At 49.7% G+C, this 14,413-nt stretch carries 15 protein-coding genes; 8 read left to right on the top strand and 7 right to left on the bottom strand.

The window, feature by feature from the left end:
- Positions 1 to 180: 180 nt before the first annotated feature.
- The 4 genes from rlmH to J7438_RS01320 form a co-directional block, all read right to left on the bottom strand.
- The gene (rlmH, locus tag J7438_RS01335) at positions 181 to 648 is read right to left on the bottom strand and encodes a 23S rRNA (pseudouridine(1915)-N(3))-methyltransferase RlmH (RefSeq protein ID WP_209275129.1); all 468 of its coding nucleotides are present in this window, start codon (positions 646 to 648) and stop codon (positions 181 to 183) included.
- Complete coding sequence (gene rsfS / locus J7438_RS01330; RefSeq protein ID WP_209203385.1) at positions 648 to 995, bottom strand: ribosome silencing factor; 348 nt, start codon at positions 993 to 995, stop codon at positions 648 to 650. Before rsfS ends, rlmH begins: the two co-directional genes overlap by 1 nt.
- A 156-nt stretch (positions 996 to 1,151) precedes the next feature.
- Positions 1,152 to 2,414 (bottom strand): glutamate-5-semialdehyde dehydrogenase, encoded by a 1,263-nt coding sequence (locus tag J7438_RS01325; protein ID WP_353620082.1) that lies wholly within the window; start codon positions 2,412 to 2,414, stop codon positions 1,152 to 1,154.
- A 76-nt stretch (positions 2,415 to 2,490) separates the two neighbouring features.
- Positions 2,491 to 4,047 carry an ATP-binding response regulator gene (locus tag J7438_RS01320; protein WP_209203365.1) on the bottom strand — a complete coding sequence of 519 codons (1,557 nt, stop codon included), beginning with the start codon at positions 4,045 to 4,047 and terminating at the stop codon, positions 2,491 to 2,493.
- A gap of 245 nt (positions 4,048 to 4,292) precedes the next feature.
- Here J7438_RS01320 and J7438_RS01315 point away from each other — a divergent pair, with 245 nt between their 5' ends.
- Together J7438_RS01315 and J7438_RS01310 are read left to right on the top strand one after the other, a co-directional pair.
- Positions 4,293 to 5,177 (top strand): SDR family oxidoreductase, encoded by an 885-nt coding sequence (locus J7438_RS01315; RefSeq protein WP_209275128.1) that lies wholly within the window; start codon positions 4,293 to 4,295, stop codon positions 5,175 to 5,177.
- A gap of 24 nt (positions 5,178 to 5,201) precedes the next feature.
- Positions 5,202 to 5,939, top strand: a complete 738-nt coding sequence (locus J7438_RS01310; protein ID WP_209275127.1) for an FAD-binding oxidoreductase — start codon at positions 5,202 to 5,204, stop codon at positions 5,937 to 5,939.
- Here the strand turns inward: J7438_RS01310 and J7438_RS01305 are convergent.
- A complete protein-coding gene (locus tag J7438_RS01305; protein WP_209275126.1) occupies positions 5,924 to 7,138 on the bottom strand; it encodes a VTT domain-containing protein in 1,215 nt (404 codons plus the stop codon). The two genes, J7438_RS01310 and J7438_RS01305, sit on opposite strands and share 16 nt — an antisense overlap.
- Before the next feature lie 381 nt (positions 7,139 to 7,519).
- On the opposite strand from J7438_RS01305, the gene tesB reads away from it, so the two are divergent.
- The 6 genes from tesB (at position 7,520) to J7438_RS01275 (ending at position 12,318) form a co-directional block, all read left to right on the top strand.
- Positions 7,520 to 8,395, top strand: coding sequence for an acyl-CoA thioesterase II (tesB, locus tag J7438_RS01300; RefSeq protein ID WP_209275125.1), 876 nt, complete (start codon positions 7,520 to 7,522; stop codon positions 8,393 to 8,395).
- A 269-nt stretch (positions 8,396 to 8,664) separates the two neighbouring features.
- The gene (locus J7438_RS01295) at positions 8,665 to 9,765 is read left to right on the top strand and encodes a polysaccharide deacetylase family protein (RefSeq protein WP_209275124.1); all 1,101 of its coding nucleotides are present in this window, start codon (positions 8,665 to 8,667) and stop codon (positions 9,763 to 9,765) included.
- Positions 9,766 to 9,839: 74 nt separating this feature from the next.
- Positions 9,840 to 10,253: a c-type cytochrome gene (locus tag J7438_RS01290; RefSeq protein WP_209275123.1), complete on the top strand. Its 414-nt coding sequence runs from the start codon at positions 9,840 to 9,842 to the stop codon at positions 10,251 to 10,253.
- 182 nt (positions 10,254 to 10,435) lie between these two features.
- Entirely contained in the window at positions 10,436 to 10,891 is a 456-nt protein-coding gene (locus J7438_RS01285) for a hypothetical protein (protein WP_209275122.1), read from the top strand.
- A gap of 109 nt (positions 10,892 to 11,000) precedes the next feature.
- On the top strand, positions 11,001 to 11,309 hold the full coding sequence (locus J7438_RS01280; protein WP_209203357.1) for a hypothetical protein: 309 nt from the start codon (positions 11,001 to 11,003) through the stop codon (positions 11,307 to 11,309).
- A 58-nt stretch (positions 11,310 to 11,367) separates the two neighbouring features.
- Positions 11,368 to 12,318: a hypothetical protein gene (locus tag J7438_RS01275; protein ID WP_209275121.1), complete on the top strand. Its 951-nt coding sequence runs from the start codon at positions 11,368 to 11,370 to the stop codon at positions 12,316 to 12,318.
- Here J7438_RS01275 and J7438_RS01270 read toward each other — a convergent pair.
- Entirely contained in the window at positions 12,286 to 12,909 is a 624-nt protein-coding gene (locus tag J7438_RS01270) for a flavin prenyltransferase UbiX (protein ID WP_209275120.1), read from the bottom strand. The two genes, J7438_RS01275 and J7438_RS01270, sit on opposite strands and share 33 nt — an antisense overlap.
- A gap of 9 nt (positions 12,910 to 12,918) precedes the next feature.
- A complete protein-coding gene (gene mpl / locus J7438_RS01265; RefSeq protein WP_209275119.1) occupies positions 12,919 to 14,292 on the bottom strand; it encodes a UDP-N-acetylmuramate:L-alanyl-gamma-D-glutamyl-meso-diaminopimelate ligase in 1,374 nt (457 codons plus the stop codon).
- Positions 14,293 to 14,413: the final 121 nt, after the last annotated feature.

Genomic DNA, 14,413 nt, shown 5'->3' with positions numbered 1-14,413 from the left:
GGGCTGCTCTTAATGCATCAACTGATACATTAGCCTGTTAATACACAAATATTAAGCGTAAAAAATGCAGTGCTTCTCAAGAAAAAAACACCGCATTTCAGATAAAAACTCTCACACTAGGAGGCTAGCCTTCACTATTACTTGAGTGAAAGTACTTCGTCAATCAAGGTTACATCAGTTTTACTTGTGGTAGGGATGATTGTGAAGAATGCTCCAGGCTCTGTAAATCTGCTCAGCCACCACAACCCGGACCAGCGGGTGAGGCAATGTTAATGGCGACAATGACCAGCGGAGATCCGCCTTTGCCAGGCATGAGGCATGCAAACCTTCCGGTCCGCCGACCAGTAAACTGACATTGCGGCCACTGTGTAGCCACGCTCCCATATTGTTCGCCAGTTTCTCTGTGCTCCAGGCCTTGCCCATAATTTCCATGGTGACCACCAGGTCGCCTGAACCCACAGCAGCGAGCATCTGGCCAGCCTCTTTCTCCTGAAGGCGATTAATGTCAGAGCCTTTACTGCGCTTACCGAGAGGAATCTCAACAAGCTCCAGTTTCACGTCCGCACCAAGCCGACGACTGTATTCCCTGTAGCCCTCTTCAACCCAACCCGGCATTTTTGAGCCAACCGATATCAGCCGAATCCGCATCAGGAGGGCTCAGCGACAACCAGGTCAGCGCTGTCCCAAAGTCTTTCCAGGTCATAGAACTGGCGGGTAGCAGGCAGCATCAGGTGGACAACGACATCACCAAGATCCACCAGAACCCACTCGGACTTGTCCTGCCCTTCAACCCCTAACGGCCGAACACCATGTTTCTTACACTGCTCAATGACATTATCCGCCAGCGACTTTACATGGCGGTTGGAGGTACCACAGGCAATCACCATAAAATCGGTCACACTGGTTTGACCCGAAACATTCAAACAGGTGATTTCATTACCTTTTACTTCTTCGATAGCTTCGACAACAAGCTGTTTTAACTCATCAGAATGCATAGACTGCAAAATTAACCTCGTATTGACGATCCGGCAGAGCATGGTTTGTTACTCTGTGCCGAATCAGGCCATTTAAACAGGGCAGGCTCTCAGCATTAATCATAGAAGTCAATGCCCGATACCCTCCAGAGGCGGAAATCCACTATCAGAGCAGTATCACTGGCGAATATGTCCATCCCCAAAAACCACATACTTTTGCGAAGTCAGCCCTTCCAGGCCGACAGGCCCACGGGCATGGATTTTGTCGGTAGAGATACCAATTTCAGCACCCAGCCCATATTCAAACCCGTCGGCAAAGCGGGTGGATGCATTCACCATAACAGAGCTTGAATCCACCTCCCGCATAAAGCGGCGGGCACGGGTAAAGTCTTCAGTGACGATGGCATCGGTATGATGGGAACCATAGTGATTGATATGAGTAATTGCTTCATCCATATCCAGGACCACTTTAATGGCCAGAACGGGACCAAGATACTCTTCCGACCAGTCTTCTTTTGTTGCTGGTACCGCACCGGGCAGAATCTCACAGGTAACAGGACATCCCCGGAGTTCAACACCCTTCTGAGAATAAAGTCCTGAAAGCTCCCGCAGCAAAGGTTGAGCCACGTCCTGATGCACCAGCAGCGTTTCCATGGCATTGCACACACCATAGCGATGGGTTTTCGCATTCATGGCAATCCGAACGGCCTTGCTATGATCGGCCCGATCATCGAGATACACATGGCAGACACCATCCAGGTGTTTAATCACCGGTACCCGGGCGTCAGCACTGATGCGCTCAATCAGTCCCTTGCCACCACGAGGTACGATCACATCGACATATTCAGGCATGGTGATCAGCACTCCGACAGCGGCACGGTCAATAGTTTCAACCACCTGAACCGCATCTTCAGGCAACCCTGCCTGGGCCAGCCCCTGCTGAATGCACCGGGCAATAGCCTGATTGGAGTGAATGGACTCACTGCCTCCACGGAGAATAACCGCATTGCCAGATTTCAGACACAGGCTCGCTGCTTCCACGGTAACGTTAGGACGGGACTCATAGATAATGCCTATAACGCCCAGTGGCACCCGCATTTTGCCTACCTGGATACCGCTGGGCACATACTTCATATCATCAATTGTACCGATGGGGTCTGGCAGGGCTGCCACCTGACGGAGACCTTCAATCATGGCATCAATTCGAGCATCGGTCAGTTCAAGGCGATCCAGCATGGCAGCATCAAGCCCACGTTCCCGGCCAGCGTCCAGATCCCGGGTATTGACAAACTTCAGCTGTGAACGATCCGCTTCCAGTGCGTCTGCTATCGCCAGAAGTGCCCTGTTTTTCATCGCAGTATCAGCAACAGCCATCTCCTTACTGGCCTGCCGGGCTCTCTGGCCCAGTCCATGCATGTACTCCGTCACTTGATCAGCCAATGTCTTTTCTCCCGGCAACTTGCATCACCACTATCGTTTATTCTCTGCAATAAAAGGCTGTAAAACAGCCATATTATCAGTCCGCAATCGGCATGGTAAATTCAAATATCGTCCCGCCTTCCGGGTGACGCTGGAATGTCAACCGGCCACCATGGGATTGTATAATGGAGTGACATACCGTCAGTCCAATACCCATACCATCAGCCTTGGTGGTGTAAAACGGCGTAAACAGTTTTTCTTCGGCATCATCTGCCAGACCATGGCCACGGTCAATGACCGACACTTTGACAAAGTTATCATCCAGCTTTTCGGTACGAACATAGACACCGATACTGCGGGTCTCCATATCTCTCATCGCTTCCATGCCATTACGAATCAGGTTCAATGCCACCTGCTGGATCTGCACAGGGTCAACCTTCACATTCGGAAGCCCCTCTTCCTGCTCAAGATGGATTTCCATATGGTTGTTACGGGCGTCAACTTCAGCAAGCTTGTAAGTGTCCTGAATCAACCGGTTTGGATCGACGCTGCCCAGAACATGGTCCGGCTTCTTCACAAAAGAGCGAATACGGGCAATGATTTCCCCGGCCCGCCGGGCCTGGGTATTGACTTTTTCCATGGCCTCGGAAAGACCAAGATCATCCGCCAATTCCAGCCGGGCCAGCATTCTTCTGGCCACCTGGGCGTAATTGGAAATCGCGGTCAATGGCTGATTTACCTCGTGGGCAAAGCCAGCGGCCATCTCACCCATGGTGCTCAACCGGGAGACATGGGTCAGTTGCTCTTTCTGGCTTTCCAATTCATCCAGAGCCTTCTGCAGAGCTTCCTGCTGCCTTTTTTTCTCGGAAATATCCCTGAACACAACCACTGCGCCACTAGGGGAACTGTCTTCCATAATCGGCGTACAGGAAAAATCCACCGGAAATGGCGAACCGTCACTGTGCAGGAAAGTGGCATTTTCAACGGTTTTACTGACACCTTTGCTCAGGGATACCTCAATCGGTGCCAGTGGCCCTGATGGGGCATCTTCACTCCCTTTCATCAACTGAATCAGGTTCTGACCCGTCAGTTGTTCTATGGACCAGCCGGTCATGGCAGAGACTGCCGGGTTGGCAAAGGTAATCAGTCCCAGTCGATCAAGGCCGAATATCCCTTCATTCATACTTTCCAGAATGCGGGCCTTATCAGCCTCCAGCTGTCGATTTCTCGCTGAAAGTGCCTGTTCAAGCTTATGGATTTTCAACTGGGTCTGTACCCGGGCAATGACCTCTTCCGCTTGAAATGGCTTGGAGATAAAGTCCACAGCGCCGGTTTCCAGGCCCCTGACCTTGTCTTTGGTGTCATCCAGAGCGGACAGGAAAATCACCGTTATATTGCGGGTTTCAGGGCTTTCCTTGAGCCGGTGGCAGACCTCATAGCCATCCATGCCAGGCATCATAATATCCAGCAACACTAAAGCGGGCTTTGCCTTGACAGCGATCCTGAGAGCACTCTCTCCATTCTTGGCAATAAGAAGCTTATAGCCACGGCCACTGAGGGTTTGCAGTAATACCTGCAAATTGGTCGGATTGTCATCCACAAGAAGAATACGCTCTTCTTCATGCTGCTCTACAGGAGCTTCAGCCAGATACATCGTCAGCAGACCCTGATTTCAGAAGGTTCATCAATGTAAAAATAGACGGAAATAAGTGGCTTATCTTACTATAACTTCGGCTTTTATCAGAGACCTTACTGCCATCAATCACTCTTGCCAATGTTTTCAACGTTGAGAATTCTTTTCCTGAGCCCTCTTATTCATGTTTCAATAGAGCTATTTAGTGTATTGATCCAATGGCGTTGAATCGCCCGTGATCATTAACTCATAACGGCCGAGTGCTTATGAAAATACTATTGATTGGTGGTACCGGGCTGATCGGCCAGGAAGTACAACGGTTGTTCCTTGATAAGCAGATCCATTGTATCGCTCCGAAAAGGGATGAATTAAATCTGGAACAGCCTGAGTCCATTGATGCCTGCCTGAAAAATTATCAGCCAGATATCGTAGTCAACTGTGCAGGTTATAACGATCCGGTTAAGGCCGAAAACGAGCCCTCCAAATGCTTCCGGATAAACCGGGATGCCATGGCAACACTGGCGGATGGTTGCCACCGGCAGCAGGCCATTCTGGTCTATATTTCCACCTACCGGATTTTTGATGGCAGCAAAAAGGAAGCATATACCGAAAAAGATATACCTAACCCTGCCGGTGTTCTGGCCACCAGCCGATGGCAGGCAGAACAGCAAATCAGTGAGCGCTGCCCAAGGCATATCATTCTTCGTCTATCCTGGGTCATCAGCCACCGGCGCACCAACCTTTTAAAGTACCTTCTGGATCAGATCAGCAAAGAGCAAGAAGTTGCCGTGGTATCCGATCAACAGGGGTGCCCGACCCCCAGCGACGATGCGGCAAGAGTTATTGTCGCGATCATCCAGCAACTGGGCTGTGGGGCTGAACCCTGGGGTACTTATCATTACGCCGGTGCAGAGTCTATCTCTGAAAACCGTTTTGCCGAGGTGGTGATTTCTGAGGCATCGCAATTTCAGGACCTGAAAATCCGAAAACTGCGTATGGATAAATTGAACGATCGTAATGGTATTCAGGCACCAGCCAATGCAACCCTCTCCTGCCGGAAAATTTTAAGTACCTTTGGCGTTCATAATAAACCCTGGAGAGGAACCCTCGCACGGATGATCAGAAGCTATTATGAAAGCGGTAGCTCTTAAATAACGTTATGAGGATAGCCATTAATGCCCGGTTCTCTTTTCTCTGCAAAACTCTATAAGACTGAACAGCTCAGTGCCAATACACTGCAGCTGAGCTTTGAGTTGGTACAGGACGAAGGAGCGAGTTTCAATTTTATTGCCGGACAGTTTGTGCAGCTGCAGTTTGAGATGGATGGAAAACTTCATAAACGAAGTTATAGCATTGCCAACGCACCAGAGGACTATAAGGCAACCGGCCTGCTGCAAGTAGCGCTCAGCCTGGTCAGTGGTGGGGTTGCTTCCGGGCTTTTCCAGAAAGCCCCTGCCGGAACCGAACTGAATATTTCTGGCCCGTTCGGAGCCCTCACGCTTCCGGACACCTTTCCCGGACAGCTTCTTCTGGTGGGAACTGGCACGGGGATTGCTCCCTATCGAAGCATGATTCAGCAATTGAAAACGCTTAGTGATAAGGGAACAGCTGTCACCGTTGTAAAGGGTTTCAGATATCGAGAGGAAAGCATTTACTCTGAAGATTTTGCCCAACTGCCAAACTTAAAGTACCGCACCTGTTTAAGCCGTGAGTCCACCGTAAATACAGCAAACCATGAGTATGCTGGCCACGTGCAAGACCAGTTTGACGCCCTCAACCTGAACCCTGAAAACGATGTGGTTTATCTCTGCGGAAACCCCGGTATGATTGATGATTGCGTGACTCTGCTCAGAGACAGAGGGTTATCCCCCCGGCAAATCAAACGGGAAAAATATGTTTACTCCGGGCACTGACTCTGCTTTTCAGCCCAGCTTGTCAGCTCAAGAGTAACCAGTCCCCAGAATAAACCAAGGCACAATCCCGTCATAACGTCGCCAAACCAGTTAACCTGCAAAACCAACCGGGCAAAAGCGTCAATCATCACCAGCCCCAAAGCGGCACTGGCCGATAACCATTGGACTTTAAATGGACGATTGACTGCCACCAGGGTAACCAAAGAAAACAGTACATAGACGATGGCTGTTGTATGCACAGAGGGGAAAGCATAAGGATCAAGCCATGTCACAGAACTGTCATTGTCTGCCAGCCCGTTGATAAGCCAGACAGAGCAAACCATTAACACACCACCAAAGAACAGGCTGAACAGAGTGGCAAGCCGATTAGAACGGTAAAGCCAGAATAAGCCACCTGCAGAAACAATACCCAAAACAGGAATGCTGCCAATCGGAACCACCCAGTACATCACCTTTTGCAACCAGGACAACTGAACGACTTTCAGCCATTGATTGACACTCTCCAGCACCCCTGCCCGGTGAGCAGCAATAAGTAAGGCAAGCAACCCTGATACCAGCACCAGATACCCAATAAACCGGGGCTTGAAGTGACGATGAGCACTGATCAGCAACGGCGGAAGCAGGATGGCAACACCGGTAATGGCTGACAACACAGCCAACAATTGATCGGGCACTTTATCATGCCACTGAAGTGCGGCTCCCGTCAGGTAACCCGGAAGCAGGTAAACCGGAGACCAGGCCAGGGCTGAGAGAATATTAACGGTAAAAAAGTACCTGGGAACCATACCCATCATACCCGCTACTGCCGGTATGATGGGGCGGACAGGACCAACAAAACGCCCGATCACAATGCTTAAAAAACCATACTTCCTGAAGAAATCTTCACCACGCTCCAACCATTGAGGATGACGATTAAATGGCCACCAGCCTCTGACTCGCTCGTGGTAATGATAGCCAAGCAGATAACTGACCCCATCACCAACAACAGCTCCCAGAAAAGCCCACAGGAGGATTGGATAGATAGAAATGGAAGCCGCCCCGGCAATAGCCGCCAGTGCAAACAGCAGGGCCACACCCGGCAGAACAATGCCCACCACGACCAGTGATTCCAGACAGGCCACCATTGCTACAGCAGGACCAATCAGGCCAGTATTCTGCTGTAACCATATATGAATGGCATCAAAATAAGCGTTATCCATGATTTATTGCGGCCTTGGTGGGAAATACCTTGCTATCGATCTGGGCTGATGTGTTATCAGAATTAGACTACAGTTTCATTCTAATAGACTACCCATGATGACATCGGAACGTTACCAGAAATATTGCCAGATGCTTGATCGTAAACAGCCCGAGCTTACCGGTGTTAACCGGCCAGACTCATAAAACCCACAATTTATCAGCTATAACGGGCTGTGGGCTAATCCTTCCTGCTGGTACAGCCTGATTTGCAAAGCAGGCCTGAGCGTTTAAACTGCGCCAGTTTTACAGGGTAAATGCGGGCCTGTTGTTACCCTGTCACCCAAACACCAACACAATCTGCAGCCAATCTCAACAACGGTATGCAGCCAGGGAGTTACAGGATGAGTGATGTACTGGAAGAACTGATTAATCAACTGAAACTGGAACCGATTGAAAACAATATATTCCGGGGCCAGAGTCAGGACCTTGGTTGGGGGCGGGTATTTGGTGGCCAGGTATTAGGCCAGGCACTGTCTGCGGTAAGGCAGACGGTGGATCCAGAACGTCATGTTCACTCCTTCCATAGCTACTTTCTTCGTGAGGGCGACAGCAGCAAGCCGATTGTTTACACGGTGGACTGCATTCGAGATGGCAGAAGCTTCAATACCCGCCGGGTAGTAGCCGTGCAAAATGGTCGCCCTATTTTCAATTTGTCCGCATCCTTTCATTTAAACGAAAGTGGGTTTGAACACCAGGACCCGATGCCAAACGTCATCCCCCCGGATGAAGCACTGAGCGAAAAAGCCCTGATTCAAAGGCACAGCGACCTGATTCCCAAGCCTCTGCAAAAACGACTGCTCAGCGATACCCCCATTGAGATTCGCTTTGCTGACCCGGTTGATCCAATGGCAGAAGACACCAGAGCACCAAACCATAAAATCTGGATAAGAGCCAACGGAAAACTGCCCGATAACCCCGGGCTGCATAAATACCTTCTGGCCTATGCCTCAGACTTTCAGTTCTTACCCACCAGCATGTACCCTCATGGAGCTGCCGCTTTCCAGAAACCCGTTCAAATAGCCAGTCTGGACCATGCCATGTGGTTCCACCGCCCATTCAGGATGGATGAGTGGTTACTGCACTCTATTGAAAGCACCCATGCCAGCGGTGCCAGGGCGTTGGTAAGAGGCCAGATATTCAATCAGGCTGGAGTAATGGTAGCGTCTACCATCCAGGAGGGGCTTGTCAGGCCGGTCAGGGTTCAGACCAAGGTCTAAAGGAAGAATGAGCTGACCGCTCATAAACTTTTAATTGTTCGCTATTGAAACTTGGACCACCAATCAGCCCCTGCCTTTGCTGATCGGTGGTTTTTTTTGTCCGGAAGGAGTTAACCACTGGACATGGAACCAGGCTCTGGATACCTGAGTAGCCAAAAGTGGTCATTAGTACGATAGTAAATTCCCCTTGTTGAAGGTTAAAATCCCAGCCCGGATATTTCATCAACTGCCCCGAATCCAGCTGGGGGAAACCGTATTAAGGGAATACTGTGAGCTTGTCATTACTGCTGAAGCCCGTTGTCGGTAAATTGAGGCAATCCATACCCTGCATTTTTACACTGCTCTCGATAATCCCGGCCTTGAGTCAGGGATCCGGTTCTGCAGTCATATTGCAATATCACCATGTCAGTAATGAAACCCCGAAAATAACCAGCGTCACCCCCGAGACATTCAGGAAACATATCCACTATCTTGCGGAGAATAAGTTCAATGTGATGCCACTGGTTGATGTGGTTGAGGCACTTCGCAATAAAAAGGCATTACCGGAAAAAACAGTCGCCATCACTTTTGACGATGCTTATCTGAGCATTTACACCGAGGCATTTCCAATACTCAGGGAACAGGGGTTGCCATTTACCATTTTTGTCACGCCCACACCGGTGGATAAAAACTATCAGAACTTCCTCAGCTGGGCGCATCTGCGGGAAATGACGGAAGCAGGTGCTACCCTGGCAAACCACACCATGAGCCACGCCCACAGTGTAGAAAGGCTGCCCGGAGAAACCAGGGCAAAGTGGCTTTCCCGGTTCCGTCAGGACCTGTATATGACAGAAGCCAGAATCCGGGAGCAAACCGGTCAAAGTGTTAAGATGTTTGCCTGGACATTTGGCGAAACCACCCCGGAACTCAGAGTTACACTGGATAAGATGGGTTATACAGGATTTGGTCAGCAGTCCGGAGCCGCTGGTGAATATTCTGACTTCACTCGTCTGCCCCGTTTCCCCATGGCTGGTATTTATGGGTTGAATGACTTTGCCACTAAAGTCAACAGCAGGGCTCTGCCAGTGACCAGCCAGAGCCCCGACTCATCACTGATCACACAGGATAACCTTAAGCCCGAACTGGAGCTGGCCCTGGCTGAAGGGGATTACCAGAAAAAACAGCTTAAGTGTTATGCCTCCGGCCAGGGTGAGCTGAAGGTAACCTGGCTAAATAAAGAGATGACTCTGCTCAGGACTCAAGCCAATAAACCATTACCAGTAGGCCGAACTCGTTACAACTGTACTGCGCCATCCAACAGTGGTCAGCACTACTACTGGTACTCCCATGCATGGCTCAGATTGACAGATGAAGGTAAGGCACTGGATTGACAAAGCTGAATGACTGGAACTGTTGTCGTTTCGTTGCGTGCCTGCAACGAAACGTCAATAGGCTCTAACATGTATTGGCAAACGTAAAGTGGTTTATTAACCGCTCCCTCAATTTAAGTGAAGTCGATGGTTTGATGAAAATAGCCTTTAAAATCAAAAAAATAGTACCAGTCGCCGTTTTCTTTCTGGCTGGATGTACTGACCAGCAGTCTGCTACTCAAATTCAGCCTCCCCCCAAACACCTTGAAGCAGCACAGGCAAAAGCGATGCAGCTCTGCGCGGGTTGCCATGGCCCAACCGGTATTGGTACAACGCCACTTAACCCTAATCTGGCCTGTCAGAAAAAAGAGTACATGGTTAAGCAACTGCAATACTACCGAAACGGCGCCAGAACCACTCACCAGCCAATGAGTAATATTGCCAGGCTGATATCTGAAGAAGAAATCGAGAGTATCAGCGAGTGGTACTCAATAACCGGATGTTTATAAGTTTCCTCCAAATTGGGATGCCCCGGTAAATTAACAAATCCCGGATGTCCCCTTTAAGACCTATTAAGATCTATTTTTCTACTCATCACGCCAGGATCAATTAAATTTTCAAGTAAAGGTGGGAACCTTAATTGCTTTTGTTGGTCTTAAGTATCAAATCGACATAATTAAGTGTGCTTAAAATGACCGTATCATACCAATCTGCTGGCTTTATCCCCAACGCCCCCCCCCCTTCTACTGATGCTTCACTGAGCCACAGTGATAAAAGTGATGAAAGTGGCAACAGCTTTGGCAGAAAAATCGCCAGCATTTTTACCAAAATCCGTATGTCCTCCAGCTCCAGTGAAGAGCATTCCGCATGGAGTAATATCTCATGCTTTTTCAAAGGCCTCTACAGTCGGGCAGTAAAGCTTGTTAATTATGTGTCCAGACATTTTGGTGAAATGTTACCGCCCTTTTTTACCAAAACCGGAATTGGCAGTGTGGCAGGGTTCGTTATAGGTGTCTTAACCCCTGTCGGACCGCTTTGGGGGACTGTTGGCGGATTGCTGATTGCTACAGGCTGGCAACTGGGCATTGAGTATAACACCGATCGGGATAAACCCGATTTAACCAGCCTTCAGTCGCCTCAACCTTAATTGGGGGAATCTCTTCCCCTGTTTTTATTTGTCAGGCTTGAAACCCCTCCCACAGCAACTAGTTTTATATAGGTAAACGTATTTTATCTATACAGGCATGGAGCCCATCATGGAAGATCAAAACATCGAGAAACTGGCGCTGATCATATCCGCCAACTGCATTCGTCAATCCACCATTGAAGAGTGTCAGAAAAAAGGACAGATAAACGATCAACAACTGAATCAGATCAACAAAGAAATGTCTGATCGAATCTTTACCTTCCTGACTTACCTGCTGAAAAAACCCGCTGATGAATATACCGTCATGATGGAAGCAATGGCCAAACACTACCCGGAGAACTGGGAACAGCCTGAGCTGAGCCAGCTTATTCTCCAGCAACAGGCCCAGACCGCTACTTCTGCGTCAACTCAGCATTAATAACCTGTTAAGAGAACCAGCTATGCTTGTCCCTGCGCCATCATCAGGGACAAAAACAATGCCCGGCTGGAAGAGTCGATTCCATTACCGATTCAATTACCAGCGGTTTCTGGTAGGGACACTCATGTATCTTTCCATGCTTTCCCAGGCGGATACCGTCGATCCTGGTCAACACTATAAAACGCTCACGTTAACACTGGATGAACTGTTAACAGAGCTGCGCATTTCCCATGCTCCTACTCTGGAGTCAATGATCGATACCACCCAGGTCTGGCGCAGAAAACCGGGACAGGAACGGTGGGAATTACCAGGGCTGGATATATCAACGGACAAAAGGCACAGAGTCCTTGATCTGCTTGAAAAGCTTGGACTCATATCCCCCATCGGGCCATTAACCAGACAATATGATTATGCACTGCTATTGGGAGCCACTGCCCCCGGCATGAAACGCAGGCTGGACTTGTTAACTGACTGGTGGCGTCAGGGTATCCGGTTCAAGCGTTTGATTTTTCTGGTGGGCCAGCGCCCTCTCACCCCGGGGGCTGACTACCTGGACATTCTCACAAAAAAGCCTGACAAGAAGACCCCGGACCCACTCCCTTTTACCGAAACAGAGGCGGCAATCATGCTGCATCAACTGGTGTCCATGCCAGAAGCAATGAGAGCCCTGCCGGTTGAGTTTATTGATACGCCAAGAAACTGGAGGGACGGCTTCTGGCACAGGCCCAATACCCGCGACACCCTCAAGCACTGGGTGAAATCAGGCCCACTACCGGGAACTGCCCTGGTTATCTCAGAACAGCCCCATGGGATTTACCAGAAGGAAGTAGTAAGACAGGAGTTGCCGGGTTTTGACATTGATCTGGCGGCAGGTCCGGCAGACCCGGCAACCAATCTGCCCATCTATCTGGATGCCCTGGCGTTATGGCTTTACAACCTGAAACCTTTTATTCCGGGGGCAGAACAACCAGCCTCTTCAAAGACAATGATCCCCCCAGGACGGCATTAACTTCTGGGAAATTCCCAGCTGATCCAGTATCCGGGCAACAATAAAATCGACCATGTCACCCACGGTTTCCGGCCGATGGTAAAAACCGGGAGACGCAGGAAGAATAACACTGCCCATCCGGCTCAATTTCAACATATTTTCCAGATGTATTTCAGAATAGGGGGCTTCCCGGGGCACTATGATCAGCTTGCGTCGCTCCTTTAATACCACCGTTGCTGCCCGCTGTGTCAGATTATTACTTAAACCACAGGCAATGGCCGACAAGGTTCCGGTACTGCAGGGACAAATCACCATTGAGCTGGGAGCACCACTGCCTGAAGCGACAGGCGACATCCAGTCATCCTCACCAAACACACGAATCTGTCTGGGAGCAGCACGGTAACGGTTGATAAAAAATTGCTCAATGGCGTCAGGCGTATCACCGATCTCAAGATCCATTTCTGTGGCCAGAACCACTTTTGCCGCCCTGGAAACCAGGACAAAAACCTGTTGCTCTGCCGCCACGAGGCTTTCCAGTAGCCGAAGCCCGTACTGAGCTCCGGAAGCCCCCGTGATGGCTAATGTTACTCTTTCAGGATTTGATCGACTCATCACTTAACCTTAATTTTTCTTGAGTTTCTCTTTCAACCCACTGGCTATACGGCCATGAATCCCTTCAAACCCACCATTACTCATCACCAGCAAATGGTCGCCAGCCGAGGCGGTATCAACCAGATAACGCACAATGGCTTCTGTGGAATCCATAACCGATGACGTTACCGGGCTATCCTGCACTAACTCGGCCAATGGCCAGTCAAGCCCCTGTGGTTTAAACCAGATAACTTCCGATGCCTTGGCGGTGGAGGCGATCAATGTCTCCTGATGCACGCCCATTTTCATGGTGTTTGATCGGGGTTCAATGATCACACGAATATTCGCATTTTCCCCGAGTTTGGCTCGCTGCCCAGCCAGAGTGGTGGCAATCGCCGTTGGGTGATGGGCAAAATCATCATAAATCCGTATACCACCAACCTCCTCCACCATTTCCATCCGTCGCTTTACCCCCTGAAAGACAGAAAGCGCCTCACAGGCTGTATCTGGCAAGACACCGACATGGTGAGCCGCAGCAATGGCTGCTAAAGCATTGGCAACATTGTGATCACCTTCCTGCTGCCAGTTCACGGTTCCGACAACCGTGCCTTTATACAAAACCTGAAAGTGGCTGCCATCGCTACTGACCGGTGCAACCTGCCAAAGGCTGTGACTGCCACCCAATTCTTCCTGCTCAGACCAGCAGCCCATAGCCATAACAGCTTCTATCTCGGGAGTACCGGCAGGATAAATAATTCGACCAGTGCCCGGTATTGTCCTGACCAAATGGTGGAACTGCCGCTGAATAGCCGCAAGATCATCAAAAATATCCGCATGGTCAAACTCAAGATTATTGATAATCAGGGTTCGTGGCTGGTAGTGAATAAATTTTGAGCGCTTATCAAAAAAAGCGGTGTCGTACTCATCCGCTTCAATCACAAAAAAGGGGGTACTGCCAAGTCGTGCGGAAATCCCGAAATCTTTCGGTATGCCCCCGATCAAAAAGCCCGGAGACATACCGGCATATTCCAGGATCCAGGCAAGCATACTGCTGGTGCTGGTTTTACCGTGGGTACCAGCAGCGGCCAATACCCAGCGGTCAGGCGCTATGTACCTGGCAAAAAATTCGGGACCTGAAACGTAGGGAAGCCCCTTCTCCAACACATACTCTATAGCCGGAATCCCCCGCTTCATGGCATTACCAACCACCACAAGATCCGGTGACGGGTTGATCGCTTCAGCACCATATCCCTGAAATAATGAAATACCCTGCTCTTCGAGTTGTGTACTCATCGGGGGATAAACATTCTCATCAGAGCCTGACACGTCAAACCCAAGCTCTCTGGCCAGCATGGCCAGACTTCCCATAAAAGTTCCACAAATACCCAGAATGTGTATGTGCATTCCCGATCTCTCCAAAAAAAAGCGCTCCAGATTTGGGCACAGATCCTAAAGTCCCTGATACCAGAATTTTGACATTGTTTTTGCCTTATGCGCAAAAGGACGTTGACATCGAAAGACCATC

Origin of the sequence: Thalassotalea sp. G20_0, from assembly GCF_017744175.1 — a bacterium.
Taxonomy (GTDB): domain Bacteria; phylum Pseudomonadota; class Gammaproteobacteria; order Pseudomonadales; family Endozoicomonadaceae; genus Endozoicomonas.
Note: the sequence above shows the minus strand (reverse complement) of the source record. Positions and strands in the feature narration are given on the sequence as shown.

What these genes read in the sequence shown, in the direction of transcription:
- J7438_RS01270 (WP_209275120.1), bottom strand. Translation starts at nt 12,909, where the DNA reads ATGAGTCGATCAAATCCTGAAAGAGTAACATTAGCCATCACGGGGGCT.
- mpl (WP_209275119.1), bottom strand. Translation starts at nt 14,292, where the DNA reads ATGCACATACACATTCTGGGTATTTGTGGAACTTTTATGGGAAGTCTG.
- J7438_RS01275 (WP_209275121.1), top strand. Translation starts at nt 11,368, where the DNA reads ATGCCCGGCTGGAAGAGTCGATTCCATTACCGATTCAATTACCAGCGG.
- J7438_RS01285 (WP_209275122.1), top strand. Translation starts at nt 10,436, where the DNA reads ATGACCGTATCATACCAATCTGCTGGCTTTATCCCCAACGCCCCCCCC.
- J7438_RS01310 (WP_209275127.1), top strand. Translation starts at nt 5,202, where the DNA reads ATGCCCGGTTCTCTTTTCTCTGCAAAACTCTATAAGACTGAACAGCTC.
- tesB (WP_209275125.1), top strand. Translation starts at nt 7,520, where the DNA reads ATGAGTGATGTACTGGAAGAACTGATTAATCAACTGAAACTGGAACCG.
- rlmH (WP_209275129.1), bottom strand. Translation starts at nt 648, where the DNA reads ATGCGGATTCGGCTGATATCGGTTGGCTCAAAAATGCCGGGTTGGGTT.
- J7438_RS01320 (WP_209203365.1), bottom strand. Translation starts at nt 4,047, where the DNA reads ATGTATCTGGCTGAAGCTCCTGTAGAGCAGCATGAAGAAGAGCGTATT.
- rsfS (WP_209203385.1), bottom strand. Translation starts at nt 995, where the DNA reads ATGCATTCTGATGAGTTAAAACAGCTTGTTGTCGAAGCTATCGAAGAA.
- J7438_RS01315 (WP_209275128.1), top strand. Translation starts at nt 4,293, where the DNA reads ATGAAAATACTATTGATTGGTGGTACCGGGCTGATCGGCCAGGAAGTA.
- J7438_RS01280 (WP_209203357.1), top strand. Translation starts at nt 11,001, where the DNA reads ATGGAAGATCAAAACATCGAGAAACTGGCGCTGATCATATCCGCCAAC.
- J7438_RS01305 (WP_209275126.1), bottom strand. Translation starts at nt 7,138, where the DNA reads ATGGATAACGCTTATTTTGATGCCATTCATATATGGTTACAGCAGAAT.